Source organism: Candidatus Accumulibacter vicinus, assembly GCF_000584955.1.
GTDB classification, from domain to species: Bacteria; Pseudomonadota; Gammaproteobacteria; order Burkholderiales; family Rhodocyclaceae; genus Accumulibacter; species Accumulibacter vicinus.
In genome coordinates this window covers 1-15827 of sequence record NZ_JDSS02000007.1, presented here as the reverse complement: position 1 = coordinate 15827, position 15827 = coordinate 1, and the positions used below count along the sequence as shown (strand labels likewise).

Annotated in this window: 17 protein-coding genes; all 17 read right to left on the bottom strand. The window is 63.3% G+C overall.

The genetic code is table 11. The annotated features are described in order from the left end of the window. Positions 1–97: 97 nt before the first annotated feature. The gene (locus CAPSK01_RS02065; RefSeq protein ID WP_034921762.1) at positions 98–295 is read right to left on the bottom strand and encodes a DUF3460 family protein; all 198 of its coding nucleotides are present in this window, start codon (positions 293–295) and stop codon (positions 98–100) included. Between the two features lie 135 nt (positions 296–430). Beyond that, a complete protein-coding gene (locus tag CAPSK01_RS02060; RefSeq protein ID WP_034921759.1) occupies positions 431–658 on the bottom strand; it encodes a hypothetical protein in 228 nt (75 codons plus the stop codon). A 172-nt stretch (positions 659–830) separates the two neighbouring features. After that, on the bottom strand, positions 831–1925 hold the full coding sequence (locus CAPSK01_RS02055) for a FlgD immunoglobulin-like domain containing protein (protein WP_034921757.1): 1095 nt from the start codon (positions 1923–1925) through the stop codon (positions 831–833). After that, positions 1922–2794, bottom strand: coding sequence for a PD40 domain-containing protein (locus tag CAPSK01_RS02050; protein WP_034921754.1), 873 nt, complete (start codon positions 2792–2794; stop codon positions 1922–1924). Before CAPSK01_RS02050 ends, CAPSK01_RS02055 begins: the two co-directional genes overlap by 4 nt. Beyond that, on the bottom strand, positions 2791–3258 hold the full coding sequence (locus CAPSK01_RS02045) for a chromate resistance protein ChrB domain-containing protein (protein WP_034921752.1): 468 nt from the start codon (positions 3256–3258) through the stop codon (positions 2791–2793). The genes CAPSK01_RS02050 and CAPSK01_RS02045 overlap by 4 nt, the downstream gene beginning before the upstream one ends. A 2-nt stretch (positions 3259–3260) precedes the next feature. Then, positions 3261–3968, bottom strand: a complete 708-nt coding sequence (locus CAPSK01_RS02040) for an ATP-binding cassette domain-containing protein (protein WP_273702903.1) — start codon at positions 3966–3968, stop codon at positions 3261–3263. Then, entirely contained in the window at positions 3955–5490 is a 1536-nt protein-coding gene (locus CAPSK01_RS02035; protein WP_034921749.1) for a hypothetical protein, read from the bottom strand. The genes CAPSK01_RS02040 and CAPSK01_RS02035 overlap by 14 nt, the downstream gene beginning before the upstream one ends. Before the next feature lie 3 nt (positions 5491–5493). Then, positions 5494–6480 carry an extracellular solute-binding protein gene (locus tag CAPSK01_RS02030; protein ID WP_273702902.1) on the bottom strand — a complete coding sequence of 329 codons (987 nt, stop codon included), beginning with the start codon at positions 6478–6480 and terminating at the stop codon, positions 5494–5496. A 159-nt stretch (positions 6481–6639) separates the two neighbouring features. After that, on the bottom strand, positions 6640–7017 hold the full coding sequence (locus CAPSK01_RS02025; RefSeq protein ID WP_034921746.1) for a hypothetical protein: 378 nt from the start codon (positions 7015–7017) through the stop codon (positions 6640–6642). Positions 7018–7033: 16 nt separating this feature from the next. Further along, positions 7034–10417, bottom strand: a complete 3384-nt coding sequence (locus CAPSK01_RS02020; protein WP_034921743.1) for an RHS repeat-associated core domain-containing protein — start codon at positions 10415–10417, stop codon at positions 7034–7036. Between the two features lie 6 nt (positions 10418–10423). Further along, entirely contained in the window at positions 10424–10831 is a 408-nt protein-coding gene (locus CAPSK01_RS02015) for a hypothetical protein (RefSeq protein ID WP_034921740.1), read from the bottom strand. Between the two features lie 14 nt (positions 10832–10845). Further along, on the bottom strand, positions 10846–12987 hold the full coding sequence (locus CAPSK01_RS02010) for a PKD domain-containing protein (RefSeq protein ID WP_034921735.1): 2142 nt from the start codon (positions 12985–12987) through the stop codon (positions 10846–10848). A gap of 67 nt (positions 12988–13054) precedes the next feature. Next, positions 13055–13597 carry a hypothetical protein gene (locus CAPSK01_RS02005; protein WP_273702901.1) on the bottom strand — a complete coding sequence of 181 codons (543 nt, stop codon included), beginning with the start codon at positions 13595–13597 and terminating at the stop codon, positions 13055–13057. A 206-nt stretch (positions 13598–13803) separates the two neighbouring features. Beyond that, positions 13804–14394 (bottom strand): type II secretion system protein, encoded by a 591-nt coding sequence (locus CAPSK01_RS02000; protein WP_273702900.1) that lies wholly within the window; start codon positions 14392–14394, stop codon positions 13804–13806. 25 nt (positions 14395–14419) lie between these two features. Beyond that, the gene (locus tag CAPSK01_RS01995; RefSeq protein ID WP_273702899.1) at positions 14420–14860 is read right to left on the bottom strand and encodes a prepilin-type N-terminal cleavage/methylation domain-containing protein; all 441 of its coding nucleotides are present in this window, start codon (positions 14858–14860) and stop codon (positions 14420–14422) included. Next, positions 14854–15354: a prepilin-type N-terminal cleavage/methylation domain-containing protein gene (locus tag CAPSK01_RS01990; RefSeq protein WP_034921864.1), complete on the bottom strand. Its 501-nt coding sequence runs from the start codon at positions 15352–15354 to the stop codon at positions 14854–14856. Before CAPSK01_RS01990 ends, CAPSK01_RS01995 begins: the two co-directional genes overlap by 7 nt. 39 nt (positions 15355–15393) lie before the next feature. Then, the coding region (locus CAPSK01_RS01985) for a cohesin domain-containing protein (RefSeq protein ID WP_034921731.1) at positions 15394–15827 on the bottom strand (434 nt) is incomplete at its 5' end.

Genomic DNA, 15827 nt, shown 5'->3' with positions numbered 1-15827 from the left:
CAAACTCGGCGAAGCCAAAGCCTTCGGCCCCGCCAACAACAAGAAGCGGCCAGACGACGGCCCTCCGGGCGCTTCTTCTCTTGGTAAGGTCCGCCAGCTACTGCAGGTCGAAGTTCACGTCGTAGGGATAGGATCGATGCGGTTCATTGGCCTCCCGACGCGACTTCTGCTCATTCAGGTCGACCTTCCTGTCCCACCAGATCGCCCGGCCGCGGCGCTGATCCTCGGCCCATTCCGGATGCTGGGCCATCATTTCGCGCATGAACTTGGTGTGATCGGATTCGTACAAAGCCATCTGGCCTTCTCCCAAAGGATAAAAATGCTCTCGCTGGCAAGCAGCCTCGACCAATGATTATACGCTCGCGGATAAGCGCTTGTAGCGTGTGACCAGTTCCATTGTCGCGTTTTTGCAGAGTACGCGGTGCTTTCCTCAGATCCAGTATCCGGTCGGCGTCAGGTCATCCGCCAGAATCATCGGGACGGTCCTGGCTGCGCTGGAATGGGCGCCGGGTTCAACGAGGGAAACGGGCCGGAGAGCTGTGGGGGAAGAAATGGGTTCGCTGTGTCCTGTGCCGATGTTGTTGACAGGCTCGTGGCGCAGCTCCCAGTGAAGGTTCACGGTCGCAAAGACCTCGTGCGAATCATCGCCGAGCGTCATGCGCGACGGCAAAGTGCCCGCGACAGCGCCTACCGAAGGCAGCCGCCAGCACCAAAAAATGCCATTAGAATTTGTTGATGTAGAAAAAAGTTGGCGGCACGGCCAAACACCTGTCGAGACCTTTTTCGAACCACGCCCTACACCTGGCGTTGATCCTGCTTGCTGGCCTGCCTCACTCCGGTATTTCGAACAGCAGATTCCTGACAGCGACCTTGCCCCCGAAGCCCGAGATGTTCACGGTGAGCAGATGCCGACCCGCGGCGAGCCCGCTCGGCGTCCAGCGCCAACTGAAAGGCACATAGCCATGCTCCTCCTCGGAGACGAACTCCTGATCGACAAAGAACGCCACCTCGTAAAGGCTCTCCTGTACCAACCAGCGATCCTCCTCGGGAATATCGACGCGGAGGGTGACCGGACCCGCAATAACAGGGAGCTGGTCGCGCGACAGGGGTAGCTTCTCGATCAGGGAAAGCGTTACCCGGGGATCCGGATCCTTGAAGCGGGGGAGGAAGTAACTGCGCGACAGACGCTGCCCGTTCCGTTCCAGCTTGAGTTCGGTCGCTGGCGCGGCCTTTTCCGGCCAGCCCTTCTCTTTCCGATAGGCGCGATAATCGTTGTCGGGATTACCCACGGTCAGAATCGATTGTTGCGGCAAGCGAAACGCCGTGGCGAGTACCGACAATCGAGGGTGACTGCGCAGGTCCACCAAGCGATCCTGGTCAAAACCATTCCATCGTTGTACGTTTCTACCGGCACCTCGCGGAGCCCAGGTGGCGAGTGAGCGCATCATTGGGCCATCCTTGATGCCGACTCTGATGAGAACCCGGCTCGGCGCCGGCAGCGTGTAGGTGATGTCCCCACTGGCAGCCGTCTCGACCTTGAGGTCGCCGACGGTCTCGCCACCGCTGAAAGCACGGGGATCGATCTCTTCGCTTCGCCCATCCTTCGCACGCGCGGCCAGCACCGGAACGTAGGCTTCATCGGCAACGATCACACCGTCGTCATCCTTGCCGTCCCAGGAAAACTCCTGGTCGCCGGCGGTCCAGCTCCGTGGCGACTTGAGCGTCCGCACGAGATCGCCGTCGGAGGTGAGGATGCGGAGTTCGACCTCGGCCGCTACCTTGAGTCGGACAGGCACCCTGAATTGTTCGCCCCGAGCGGGCGAGAACTCGGCTCGGTCGTAAGCCGCAAACTCCACGAGTTCGCCGGCACGCGCCACAGTTGCCATCACCACGGCCATCACCAACAGCGCCAGTGTGTTCTTCACGGGTTGATCTCCAGGTTTCTCAGGTCATCGACATCGGCCGGCATGGCCAACGCCCGCTCACGCCCGTCGAGGGTACGGCGCATCAGCCGCGTTCCCTGATCGGCGTGGCGCACGAAGTACAGATTGCCATCGCGATCGAGCGCCGGACTGGTGTCGGCGACGTGGCCATGGGTGATCTGTTCAAGCGGCATGCCGGCGCCGGCGGTCCGCCACAGGTGGTAGTGCCCGGCCCGGTTGGAACTGAAATAGATCCACTTGCCGTCGGCAGAGGCCACGGGCTGGCGAGCGATGCTATTGGTCAGCGTGATCTGTTCCGCCTCGTCGCTGGCCAGGTGTTTTCGCCAGATCTCCTGGATGATTCGCCCGCAGCCAAGCACGCAACTGACGCTGGAATACAGCAGGTAGCCGTCACGAGCCGCGCGCGGCTCGAACTGTGCGGCGGGCTGACGCGTGACCGGGCGCGGCGGGTCGGCACCCTTGTTGGCGATCGCCACGATTTCGGTGTCGGCGCTGGCGCCCTCCTTCATCTCGACCACGAACAGTTGGCTGCCATCCTGCGCATAGGCCGGCTGGGTGAACGCCTTCTGCCTGTTCGCGGTGAGCAAGACACGGTCCTGGCCATCCGTCACGCTCACCTCGTGCAAGTGATTGTCGGCACCGACATAGGCCACCAGCCCGCGTTTCGCGTCGTAGGTGGCGGTGCGAGGCTCGACCACCGTGGCGACCGGCCGTGCCTGACCACCGCTGAGGACATAGGGCTTCCAGACGCCTTGTTTCAGGCCGATGAACAAGGCGCCATCGGGCAAGCCCTCGGCGGCGGCTACGGCGGTGGCAAAGCAAACGCTGAACAGAGCGAGCGTCTTCCTCATCGCGGGGTAGCTCCCTTCGTGGAACAGAATTGATCGACATAGGCGAACGCCGTGGCCAGACCGCCCTTGCCCGGCTGCCGTGGCAACAGCGGCAGCAGCCCGGCTTCGAAGTTCTCCGCCTCCGGGTGCTCGGCCTTGCGCCACGACGCGAGTTCGAGCACGCGGACGATCGGCCGAAGCCGCTCCGCGCAGGGGGAGTCGACCCGGTGCAAGCGGAGAACCTCCTCATACGCGGTGCGCAGGCCATTGCGGCGATAGAGCGATTCGGGGATGTCGAGCGCCTGGTCGGCCGGGACAGGTGCGCCATTCGGAGCCGCCTCAAACTCCGCCGCCATCGAGACGTGGCGCTTGAGCGCCCAGGCGGCCAGGACCGAGTCCGCCTGCCACGGATACCACGTCACATACAGCCGGGTCGCTGTCGCATCCGCGGCGGCAGCGATGCCGAAGCAGACCGTGAGCAGCACGCTCAGTGCGCCGCGAGCGAGACGAGACGTTCGACCCATGGGTCCAGAGGATGATTGCGCAGTTCAGCCCAGGTACCGTCCTGGACGATAGCTCCGCCGCGCACGACGAGGAATCGCTCGTCCGCACGCGGCGCGCCGAAGGTCCAGTGGCGGACCTGCAAGCGGGTCAGATGCCATTGCGCGTGGAAGTCATCGAGAATGCCGTGCAGCTCGGCCGCCAGTACCGGATCGACGTTGGAGAAGGGCTCGTCGAGCAGCAGCAGCTTCGGGCGGCGCGCCAGCGCGCGCGCCATTCCCAGCCGCTGCCGCTCGCCACCGGAAAGCTGGTGCGGTCGCGCGGCAGCACGGTCGGCAAGCTGCACGCAGGCCAACAGATCTCGGTCGGCGTCGGTCGCCCGCAGGCTGCGCCCACACGCGCGTGCAAAGGCGACATGCTCGAGCGCGCTCAAGTGCGGCCAGAGCCCGAGATCCTGCGCCAGCAGGCTGATCGGCCGCGCATGCGGCGGGCGCCGATTGACCGGGCGGCCCTCCAGGTAGATCTCGCCACGGTCCGGCAGGTCGAGGCCCGCGATCAATCGCACCAGCGTCGTCTTGCCGCTGCCGGAAGGTCCGAGCACCGTCACGCGTTCGCCCGGTTCGACCCGCAGACTGTCGACGGTCAGCCTGAAGGCAGCCGAACGGCCAAAAACCACCCCTTCAAGCGCCAGCATGGCCAGACCTCCCAATTGCCGCGGCGGCGACCGCCACCAGAACCGCCACGACCAGGCCGGCCTGACTGAAGGCCAGCGCGGCGACCGACTCGGGTGAGCCGAAGTGCATCAGATTGTACAGGCGCAGCACCGCGGTTTCGGTCCCCGGCGCGACCACCAGGATCGTCGAGGCCAGCTCCGAGAGGGCAAGCGCCATCAGCACGCCGCCGACCAGTAGCCAGCGCGGCCAGCGCAATGGCGCGTGGATGAAGCGCCAGCGTGGCCAGCACGGGATTCCCAGCAGGCGGACTTCCTCGGCCCAGCGCCGCGGCTCGAGCAACGCCAGGCCGATCAGCAGCAGGGCCGCGACGGGCAGCAGGCGCAGCACGTGGGTGGCGACCAGCAGGACGTCGCCTGTGTTCAGCCAGTCGAATGCGGGCGACTGCGAGAGCGCGACCATGCCCAGCCCCGTCAGCGCGCCGGGCATGAAAAGTCCCAGCAGCAACAGCGACAGGACCGTCCGGCGAAGTGCCGGCCCGACGGCGGCGAACAGCGTCGAGACCATGCCACCGACAGCGAGCGCCACAGCGGTGCTGAGCACGCCGAGCAACGCCGAGGTGGCGAGCGCGTGGCCGTGTTTGGGCAGGAACTGCACGAAGCCGCCGGGCAGCGCCGCGAAGGCGAGCAGCAGGACCGGTGCGCACACCAGGACGAATAGCGCACCGGCCAGCACCCGGGGATGGCGCGCCGATTGAACGTAGGTCGACAGCGGCTTCAAGGCGCTGCGATCCCAAGCCAGAACCGAGTACCCGGCGACCGAGCGAACGGTCAGTCCCCAGCCGGCGAGCGCAGCGACGACAAACGGCAGCGCCGCCGGCAGGGCGCGCCCGATGTCGGGTTCGAGCGCCAGGCGCGCCATGAACTCTTCGGCATAGACGCGCATCCCGAGCAGCGGCGGCACCTCGGCTTCGCCGAAGACGAGCACGAGGATGATCGCCGCCGCCGCCGAGATGGCCGGCACGACTTGCGGAAACACCAGATGTCGCAAGGCCTCCCCGCGACGAGAAAAGACGCGCCCGGCCTCGATTCCCGACGCGTCGAGCGCGTGCAGGCCGAGCAGCAGCACGGCGAGCGCCAGCGGGAAGTACTTCCAGCTCAAGACGACGACCGCGGCCAGGAAACCGGGAAGTTGCTCGGCGCCCGTCAGCTCGCGCCAGGCGACGAGGTGGATGACGGGGGAGAGGCAGAAGTTGAGGGCCAGCGCAGCGAGAACTGCCCACACCCAGCCCCGGCAGACTACGTGCGAGAGCGCCGTGAGGACGAGAACGGCCAGAACGACCGACAGGGCCGCGACGGTGGCGCTCAAGGCGAGTGACGTACCAATCGCTGCCAGCGACTTGCCGTCGAAGGTGCTCCACAGCCACACGCCATCGGCAAGTGAGACGCCGAGAGCCGACCGACAGAGGAGCGCATAGGGCAGGAGCAGGAGGGCAAGCGCCAGGAACCCGGGCACGGTGGCAAGGTGGGCGCGCCAGGCGAGCAACTCCTACTCCAGGTGGAGGCGAATCAGCCGCGCGCTGTCGGCGAGCGCCGGCATCAACTCCGGAGTGGCAAGATGCCAGATCTTGGGTTTGCCTGGGCCGATGGCGCTCGCGGCGGCGATGTTGGCGCGAACCGGCAGTTGCACGGCGCCGCTGCGAATCAGCTCGCTCTCGGTAGTCTCGCTTGCCAGATACTCCGTCAGGCGCAAAGCCGTCTGCGGATTCGGCCCGCCCTTGACCAATGCCACAGTGTGAAATACGCCGAAGGCACCCTCTCGGCCCTGGTCGGGAAAGATCATGCGCACGGGCTTGCCGGCCTGAATGGCACCGAGTGCGTCGTCGCTGTCGGTGAGTCCGAGCGCGAAACGCCCCGCGGCGACGGCGTCGCGCACGTCGGCGTTGCCGGGCAGTAGCGCGATCTGGTTGGCCTTGAGGGACTGCAGGAACTGGGTGAAAGACGCTTCTCCCCAGCGCGAATACAAAGCCGCGAAATGGGTCGAGGTGGTGCCGAAATAGGGCTTGGCGATCGCGACCTTGCCCTTCCAGCGCGGGTCGGCGAGATCGGCGAGGGCCGATGGCGTCGCGCTGTCGGGGACGAGTTGGGTATTGACGATCAGCACCCGGGCGCGCACGCCAAAGCCGATCCATAGGGCGTCCTTGGACCGGTATTCAGCAGGGATGCTCGGGGCAATCGGTGGCTGCGGCGCCAACACGCCTTCGGCTCCGAGCCGCAGCGTGCGCAGGTACTCGGAGTTCCAGAAGACGTCGGCCTTGGGCCTGGCCTTCTCGGCGATCAGCCGGCGTTCGAGGCCAACGGTCTTGGCGGCTTCGGCATCGAACACCGCCTTGACCTTGATCCCGCTTTGCTTCTCGAACTGCTTGAGGATCGGCTCGGCGAACTCCTGGTCGACCGAGGTATAGATCACGACTTCGCTTGCGGCGGCGGTGGGGACAACGAGCAGGGCGAAGACAAGAACCGCGAGGGTAGTCAACCAGGTGGCCCTTAGGCCAAAGGATCGAATAACGTACAACTTTGACGACACAGCAACTCCTTCTTCTACTGGCCGAGGAAGAAATTCGAGGACAACCACGGGACATTAAGATTACGCGTGACTTCGCCGAACGAGGCTGCCAGGATAATCGCAGTTGCTCTATCGAACAGTCAGTTGTTCTGATTTCTCGACAGCAAATCCTAATCCCAAAGTGATTTCAATCTTACCCCGATACCCTTGCTCGAAATAGGTATCGATCACTCTGCGTTCAACTTTTCCTCCAATAGGATAAATGTCGAGTTCGATATGCGATTCACCAGTTGGTTTGATTTTTGTCTCCTGACGATCACCTACCTTCAGTGGCCCGAACTGAGCAGTACCCCCGGTAAACCCGGCCACCAGATTTTGGATGGGCACCTCCGAGTTGTTGGTTATCGCAAGAGTGATTTCCGACGCATCCGTACACCCGCCGAATAGCGCTGCGAACAGCGTAAATACCCCGAGCCATTTACACAACCAAACCGAGATCCTTGTCATATCCCGTCTCTCCACTCTAAGGCATTTGGCACGGAGAGTTCATGAGCTTGCCCCCGCTCAGCAAGCTACGGCAGCTGGCCGCGCAGTCTTTCCCACTCGCTGCGTTGCGGCCTTGAGCGTTGTTGTGCAGATCCATGCAGGTCTCGCCCGGAGGGTTCTCCCCATGCTTTTCGTGGATGTCCCCCACTTCCCTAGCCTGTTTAGCCCCAATCTTCTGGGCCATCAGACACGACCACAAACAATGCCGGTACGCATCAGCTTGTCCATTATGCTGTCCGGGTAGTCCAGACTTCTGGGCTGCAGCGAGCGACTGATCAGCGAGCTGCTTAGCGGTATATGCGTCGATTGGGCCGACCGCACCGATCTGCGCCAGGACCTCACCCGCGCTCACTAGCCCCGACGGATCAGAAAAGCTCAGTGGATTAGCGTTCGCGTACTGGTAGAGATTAACGCTCCCCGTTAGTCCGATCGGATCTTCTGACAGGAAGCGGTTCACCATCGGGTTATAATAACGGGCTCGGTAGTAATATAGGTCTTCGGCATCCTGCTCGCGGCCGGTATATCTGAACGGGTTAGCCGCTTCACCTGTAAGCCGCGTCTTGCCGTAGGGATCGTAGTTGTACTGGCTGACCACTCCCGTCGAAGCGCTCAGCGCCATCACCGATCCCAGGTGATTGGCGTGGAAGTAACGTGCGCCTGTGCTGCCCGCCATACGCAGCGGTTCATCAATCCCGGTGCCGAAGCTAAACCGGCGCTGTACGCTGTGGAGTGAATCCAGCACGCCGATGAGATCGCTGCCGTCGTAGACATAGCGCTCGCTTACGCCATCTTCCGTCTTGGAAGCGCGACGTCCGAGAGGATCGTAGGTGAAACTCAGCACCTTGTTCGGTACCGTGGCGGTGGCATCCGGAAAACGCTCCAGACGGACCAGTTGGTTTCTGGCATTCCACGTATAGACCGAACGGGCTCCGGTCGTACGATGCTGTTTGCTGATCAGATTGCCGTTGGCGTCATAGCTGTAGTTGAAATCGGTATCCTGCGTCAATCGATTGCCAGCGTCGTACGTACGGCCCGTGCCCAGGATGTTGCCCACCGCGTCGTACGAATAGGCAAATGCGTCGCTACCGTGGTTGGCGGCGACGAGCCGGCCGAGTGCGTCATAGCCGTAGTTCCAGTCGGCGCCGTCGCCCGTGAGCCGCGTGATGCGGCCTGCCAGGTCGAAGGTCTGACGGTAATTCGCCGCGAACGCGCCGCCGTGGATGAGCGCCGTAAGCTGGTTCGCCGCGTCGTAGCCGTAAGTCGCGACCGAGCCATTGGGCAGGCCCAGGCGAGTGCGTCGGCCGGCGGCGTCATAGGCGATGTCGAACGGCTCACCGCCGACGGCGATGCGCGTCACTAGGCCGCGCACATCCAGCGTGTAATTCGTCACCGAGCCCAAAGCGTTGAGCTGTGTGCGCTCGCCTTCCGCGCTGCGGCTGATCGCTACCGCCTGACCATGCATCGTTTCCTGGGTCAATCGCCCCGCGGCATCGAAGCTGCGTGCCAGCGACGCTGCGGCATTGCCAGCGCTGGTCAGCAAGCCGCGCGCATCGTAGCCAAAGCTGTTGATCTCCCCACCGGCGTTCTCACTGGTCAGGCGCTTGGCCGCGTCGTAACCGTAGCTGACGATTCGGGCGTCGGGCAGTGCCGTTTGCGACCTCAGGTTGTCGCTGCGGTAGTCTGAGCGTTGGACGCGCCCGTCGGGTTCGGTCCGGGTCGCCAGCCGGCCATAGGCATCGTAGGCATACTGGGTCGTTCGTCCGGCCGGGTCGGTGAGACTCAGGAGGCGGCCCGCGGCATCGTAGGCAAAGCGGGTCACCTGGCCCAGCGCATCGGTCACTTGCGTCGCTCGATCGAGTGCATCGTAGTTCAACCGGGTGACCTCGCCGGCGGGATTGGTCAACTGGGTGAGATTGCCTACCGCATCATAGGCAAAGCCCGTACTCCTTCCGAGCGGATCGATTTGGGCCATCGGCAGACCGATCGCGTTGTACGTGAGGGTCGTCCGATTGCCGAGGGGGTCGCTTGAAGCGGTCAGATCGCCACGCGCCGTCCACTCCATGCGCGTGATCGCGCCCGCGGGATCGGTCACCGTGGTCGGATTGAGCCTGCTGTCGTAGCCGATCTGCGTGATGCGCTCCGTTGGCGAAATGATCTTCTTCGGGTTCGGGTTGTTGCCGGCGTATTCGAAGCGCGTGGTCTGCGCGAGCGGGTTGGTTCGCGTGAGGGTGCGGCCGAGCGTGTCGTACGTTGCCCGCCAGGTCTGCCCTCCCTGATCGACGCGCTGGATCTCCCGGCCATTGTCGTCGAAGGTCCGCCCCACCCGGTTGCCGAGCGGATCGAACTCTTCAGGAATCAGCCCCTTGTCGTCATACACGTAGCGCCACTGGCTGCCGACGCTGTCGGTCTTCGCTACCTGACGCCTGCCCGTGTCGTAGACATAGCGGTAGCTGTTGGCGCCTTCCGTATAGCTCAGCACGCGCTCGCCGCTGTAAGTGACCTGCGTGACGATGACGCCGGAGGGGTCGGTGACCTGCGTGAGATGCTGGTAGGTCTGACCATCGCCGGTCGCTGTGTAGGCAGCGTACGCATAGCGGCGGACGCCGCCCAGCGGATCGGTCACCGTGGTGAGATTGCCGGCGCCATCGTAGTCGTACTGCCAGGTGCGCCCGGCGTGGTCGGTGACATGACTGACACGGCCGCCGCTGTTGTAGCTGAAGTTGAGTGTCCGCCCGTTGCCGTCGGAGAGGCTCTTCAGCCGGTCACTGCCGTCGTAAGTATAGATGATGCGATTACCATTGGCGTCGACGTCGATGGCGAGCTTGCCGTCGCTGCGGAAGACCTTGCCGCTACCGTCGAGATTGATCAGGTGCACTGAACCGTCGGTTTGCGGTGCCACCTGATCGAAGCGCCCGGCCGGCGCCGTGATCGTGCCGTCGGTCGCCTTCGGGTAGTCGTAACGCTTGCCGTCAGCGGCGCGCAGGACGTACTTGCTGCTCATTCCGTCCGTGGCCAGATACAGGCCGCCGTCAACACCGATGGTCCAGCCATTGCCGAACATACCGTCGCGCGGGTCATGGGAATTGTACGTGCGAACGATGCCGAGCGATGGGCGCCCCTTGAGCACGATGTCGGTATCCGACCAGAGGAAGTGCCCGGTCGGTATGTAGACGGGCGAACCCGTGCTGTTGCATGGTGTGCACGTCGGGCCCTGGCACGGACCAGGCGGCGTCGGGTTGTTCCAGTTGGTGGTGTCGTGCCCCTGGTCCCAGGGGAAATGGTAGGCATGACTCGGCAAGGAAACGGCGAGGCCAAGCAGCCAGCCAAGCAAAACGATCCGCAGCCAACGCAAATGGGTCATAGCGCTTTACCTCCCTCGCACCGAATCAAAGGCACCGGAAAGTCCCTGGAAGCGGGTCCGGAGATCCATCAAATGAGCCGTCGCGTCGGGATTGGCTTTGAGCCAGGCCGAGATATCCCGCGCGTGGGTCGCCGCGTAGGCGCCGTGCGCGCGAGCGCTCGTGCCGTACTTGCGGTAGGCGGATTCGACCGCGGCTTGCGATCGGGTGAGCGCGGCCATCTCGGCGCGGCTGCCGCCGCCGGCCTGCAGCAGGGCGAGTCGCTCTTCCATGCTGGCCAGGGTGGCTTCACGGGCTTCGATATCGGCCCGGACATAAGCCTCCGGCGTCAACTCGGCGGTGTGGCCGGGGCTGGTCCACGCGAACAGGGCGAGTGCCGCGAGAGAGGCGGCAATGAACCGGTTTCTGACAGTCATGGCAGTTTCCCCGTTCAGTAGTAGACGCGCTGCAAGGTATAGAGCGTCAGTGACTTGAAGCCGTTCGGCTCGATCGCGGTGACGCCAAGCCGATAGCGCCCTGGCGCGACCAGCACGCCGCTGCCGACCTTGCCATCCCACTGGATTTCGTTGATTCCCGCAGCGAGGTTCGGGTATTGCCGTCGGCCGAGAACGCTGCCGCTGGTGGCGTCGTTGATGACCAGTTCGATCGTCGCCGGTTTGCTGAGCGTGAAGGTGATGCGGCTACGTTCTGGTTGTCCCGCGGAATCAAGACCCGTTGGGTCGAGGATCGAAGGTCCCGCGCGCAGGTCGCTCAGTTGTACACCGCTACGCACGAAGATGGCGTTGTCGGGGAAGGTGTAACCCCAGATGCCGAACAGGAATTGGTCCTGAAATACGTAGCCCCATCCCCAGTCGATCATCGGCGGTTGAATCAGTTGCCCATCCCCGTTCTCGCCGTTCCAGACGATGCGGTGCGTGCCCCGACCCATCGGCTCACGCTGCAGGAAGGTCACGAGCCGGGTGTCAACTTCGAACTGGCCCATGAAGGCGGTCACCTCCGAGGCCCGGCTGAGCGTGAAATCGATGGTCAGCGGCTGTCCGGCGAACGGAGAGAATTGATCCGGAATGTAGCTGCGCGGAGGATTGTATTGCACGCCGCCGGTGCTCAGCGCGAGATCGAGACGTTTGTTCACTCCCCCCGACTCATACACCAGCACCGCGTAGTAGTCGCCTTGCGGCACCACCACGCCGGCGTCGTTCTTGCCGTCCCAGGCGTCAGCATAGGTTCCGGCAGTGCGGGTGGCGAACGGAACCAAGGTTCTGACGATGCCCGCGCCACCGCGTTTTTCGATGAGCAGGCTCACCTTGGTCGGGGCGATGAGCGTGGTGGTGATCGTGGCGGTCTCGCTCAGCGACGGGTCGATCGTATCGGGCGAGACGCGCAGCGTGACGTTGGACTGCACGCTGACCTGGACGACATCCTCGGCCGTGCGGCCATCGTCGGTGATTGCGCGCAGGCGTGGGAAATAGGTTCCCGCCGCGACATAGGTAAAGGTCTGTGCCGGACTGGCACCAGAGGCATCGACGACACCGTCGTCCTGAAAATCCCATTCATAGCGCGTGAAGGGATGCCCACTCGGGTCGGAAGCCGAACCCGACAGCGTTACCTTAAGGGGAGCGTTGCCGCTCGCCGGTGAGGCGGTGGCGGTGACCGTCGGCGATCCCGGTGGGGCCGCCCGTACGGTCGTGGCCGGAAGCGAATAGGTGACTGCCAATCCCCGCCCATCGGTAACGCGCAAAACCGGCGTGAAAACGCCGACACTGGTATAGGTGAAGGAGGTGTTGCCGCTCGCCGTCGAGCTGTAATCGTACACGCCGTCGCCCTGGAAATCCCACTCGTAGCGAGCGACGCCTTCGTTGTCGGTGGCCGTGGCGCTGAAGTTCACGGTGAGCGGTACCTGACCATTGCTGGGTTGCGCCTGGGCGGTGACGACCGGGGGGGCGTTGCCGACGGTGATCGTTACGGTCTGGGTGTCCTGACGGCCCTTGGAATCGGTCACCCGCAGCTTGGCCGGATAGCTGCCCGGCTGGGCATACGTGAAACTGAAATTTCGGCCAACCGTGTCACCTGTCTCGAAGCTGCCGTCGGCGTCGAGATCCCACTCGTAAAGATTGATCGCCGCGACGGTGATGGGATCCGGGACAAAGGTCACCCGCAGCGGTGCGTCGCCCGCGGCGGGCAGCGCGTTAAAGCGGGCGCGCAGCGGAGCCGCCGACTCGGCACTGATGTTCCAGAGGAAGGCGCTGACGGGAACGGTCGACGTGCGGTCGATGCGTACCGTGAAGGTATCGATGCTGGCCACCGTGGCACCGGCAGCGACGTTGCCGAACGATAGCGTCCCCTCGATGACGGTCATGTTGGCCGCACCGCTGGTGAGCGTGCCGATGACGTTGACGACATCTTCGCCGATGTTGCTGACGCTGGCTTTATAGACGTACTCGAACTCGGTCCGCGAGAGTCGCTTGCTGCTGACCACTGTGTAATTGCCGATGGTCAGCTGTTGGGCATGGGCCAAGGCAGGAAAAAGCCACGCTGCGAGCAGGATGGCGCACAACAGCCAGAGACGTTTCATACTCGTTCCCCTTGAGACCAGAAAACGAAACCCCTCATGCTCGAGTGATCCTCGGGCGATGTCGGACTCAGTTGCAGGAAATACTTCGCCTTCGAGCGCGCAAGCCACCCAGCGTGGCCAGCCCGGTCAGCGCCATCACCAGCGTTCCCGGCGTCGGCGCGGGATTCGGATCTGGCGGCAGGGCCGCCACCGTGAGCCCGACCTCGAGCTGGTCAAACGTCACTGGATCGAACACAAGAAACGTCTGCGACCCCGGCTGGCCGGATGATATCCAATCAAACTCGATGGCAAAGCCGGTCGCATGCTGCCCAACCGACAGACCCCCCGCGGTGGCGAGCACGTCATACAACGCCGGTACGCCGATCTGGGACGGAAGGATCAACTCGCTCCAGCTGGCCTGGAGGGTAGCCGGAGTCACAATACTCAGCGACGTCTCAAGATACAGCGCCGGATCGAACTCGATGTCGAACAGCTGTAGCGGTACCGCTGCGCCCAGGGAGCCGTCATTGGTGACCGTGTAGTCGTAACGGAAATGACTCCCGCCGAGCGGCGTGAGTTGGTATTGTATGGAAGTTGCACCCGTCGGGCCCGCCGCGGCGAACGCAAGCAACAGCCAGATTAAACACGCTCCCCCTCGTCGCATGTCGATTCCCCCTCGAGCAAGATGAATTTTCTATAACATTACACCACGAACTGACATTTTTCAAGGACGAAAGCAGTCTTTCTCAGTCTTTCTTGTCGGCAAGAGATATTCCGACCGGAGCTTCCAACCCCGGCTTGTCGGCACGCGCCGATAGTACGGTAACTCGGCTGAGGTCAGCGCTGCGGGAGACTCACGCCGGGCAGCTGTGGGGGTATCGGAGTTGGACCCGGTGCTAGTGCGTTCGTCCCGCGGATTGGCCGTGGCGCAATGCCTGCAGGAGAAGGCAGGACCGCGAAGACCCACTCCGAATAGCGCGACTTGCCTTCGAACAACTGGTTCTCGGCTTCGAACCCGGAAACCTTGATCGGCCTGGCGTCGGAGAGACTATGCACTCCCATGATTCCGCCACCGGGAGCCGGGACAAGAACCCAGTCGGTTTTGCCGGTAATGGGGTCCGGGTAGAGTTGCCGAAGATGTCGACGGACACCGGGATACCGAGGATCCTTGAGTAGATCAGTGAGCGAGGCGGGATAGCTGCGGACACCCGCTGGAGTGCTGTTCAGGTAACTGGCGATCGCCCGGCGGTAAGCCGAGCCAACTTCGAGCAGTCGCTGCTCAGCCTCTCGTCGCTGGACAATGCTGCTCAGTGTCAGCGTCGCGCTCGTCGCTAAAGCAAGTATGGCGACCAGGATCATCACCCCCAGGTAGGTGAAGCCGGCTTCAAGGCCACGGGCGGGCGCGCTGGAATGAAGATCGTGACACATGGGATCGTGCGAGATCGCTACAGATCTACAGATCGGCAAAAGGCTTGCCATCCCGGGTGGTACCGGGAGCACCGCTCTTGATGTCGTATACGTTTCCCTTGGCGCCGGCTTCATCGGGCGCAACGATGGTCCACGTGCCGGCACTACCGGTGACCGGGTCATGGGGTAGAGCGCGCAAGTACTTTTCACTGACCAGTTCCTCGAGACTTTCGGGATATCGTCCCTTGTCGCCGTAAAACTTGTCGATCGTTTCGCGGACGATGTGCAGATTTTCGCTGAGGACCGCTTCCTTCGAGATGTCGATGCTGTGGAAGTACCTGGGGACGGCAAGAGTGAGCAGCAGGGCGATGATCGACAGCACGACGAGCAGTTCGATCAGCGTGAATCCCCGACCGATCCGATACCTACTGGGGCCGCAGAGGTTTGTCCGATGCCCGCGACGCTGCCGACCGCCGTTCTTCACCATTGCCGGTAAGGCACACCGTTGAGACCAATACCTGTGGATTTTGAATAGACGTCGTACACGTCATCGCCCTCCTGAGGATTGTCAGGTTCGCTGGCGTAGGCGCGCTTGGCCCAGGTGTCGGCCGCTGACACCTGGGCATCCGGATGCATTGGATCGCGCGGAATCCGGCGCAGGAAGTAGATCTTGCGATGCTTGGGGTCGCGCTGATCGTCTTCGCCTTCTACAAGCACGGCAAGATTCTTTGGATAGCCCGTCTCAGCGATTGATTTCGGGACGCGCCCCTCGTCGCTCGCCTGCTTGTAGCGGTCGATGGCGTTGCGAAGCTCACGCAGGGCGAGCCGAAGATCCTGCTCCTTGCTACGTTGCAGGGACGTTTGCGCAACCGGTACCACGACACTAGCCAGGACGGCGACCACTGCCAGGGTGATCATCAGTTCGATTAAGGAGAAGCCGCGCGCCTGGCGTACATCGGCTTGAGGGTACGGCGCTGTTATCGTGGACGGAGGCCATAGAGTCCGGTATTGGATCATTGATCAGGGGTTGATGGTAAAGGTGTGGGGGCCGGGCAGAATGGCGTTAATGGTGGATCCACCTGAACCGACGGGAACGATGGTAATCAGCTCGATTCGAGCGGCGCCAGCCGCCAAGGCGCGGAAGTTGAGCGTTGCGACGACATCCGGGGCGGTCGCACCACCGGTACCGGATCGTGTCGCGGTCATCAGCACCTGTCCGTCCGGGTCGATTCGATAGGTGAAAGTGGTGGCCGCGCCGCCCTGCCTGAGGAAGGCTCCCTCGCTGACATCGGCAACTTGCAGCAGGCGCCGATCGAAGCCGATGACCAGCGGCACACTGACCACCGGCCGGTCGGCCTGCATCACCAGTTGCAGCGAGACCGTCTCACCGGTCTTGAGTTGTGTCGGGCCCTGCCAGAGCAGCAGTGCCGATCCGGCCGCCTGCAAGGCCGGCT

What these genes read in the sequence shown, in the direction of transcription:
- CAPSK01_RS02040 (WP_273702903.1), bottom strand. Translation starts at nt 3,968, where the DNA reads ATGCTGGCGCTTGAAGGGGTGGTTTTTGGCCGTTCGGCTGCCTTCAGG.
- CAPSK01_RS01995 (WP_273702899.1), bottom strand. Translation starts at nt 14,860, where the DNA reads ATGGTGAAGAACGGCGGTCGGCAGCGTCGCGGGCATCGGACAAACCTC.
- CAPSK01_RS02025 (WP_034921746.1), bottom strand. Translation starts at nt 7,017, where the DNA reads ATGACAAGGATCTCGGTTTGGTTGTGTAAATGGCTCGGGGTATTTACG.
- CAPSK01_RS02000 (WP_273702900.1), bottom strand. Translation starts at nt 14,394, where the DNA reads ATGTGTCACGATCTTCATTCCAGCGCGCCCGCCCGTGGCCTTGAAGCC.
- CAPSK01_RS02015 (WP_034921740.1), bottom strand. Translation starts at nt 10,831, where the DNA reads ATGACTGTCAGAAACCGGTTCATTGCCGCCTCTCTCGCGGCACTCGCC.
- CAPSK01_RS02010 (WP_034921735.1), bottom strand. Translation starts at nt 12,987, where the DNA reads ATGAAACGTCTCTGGCTGTTGTGCGCCATCCTGCTCGCAGCGTGGCTT.
- CAPSK01_RS02020 (WP_034921743.1), bottom strand. Translation starts at nt 10,417, where the DNA reads ATGACCCATTTGCGTTGGCTGCGGATCGTTTTGCTTGGCTGGCTGCTT.
- CAPSK01_RS02065 (WP_034921762.1), bottom strand. Translation starts at nt 295, where the DNA reads ATGGCTTTGTACGAATCCGATCACACCAAGTTCATGCGCGAAATGATG.
- CAPSK01_RS02050 (WP_034921754.1), bottom strand. Translation starts at nt 2,794, where the DNA reads ATGAGGAAGACGCTCGCTCTGTTCAGCGTTTGCTTTGCCACCGCCGTA.
- CAPSK01_RS02060 (WP_034921759.1), bottom strand. Translation starts at nt 658, where the DNA reads ATGACGCTCGGCGATGATTCGCACGAGGTCTTTGCGACCGTGAACCTT.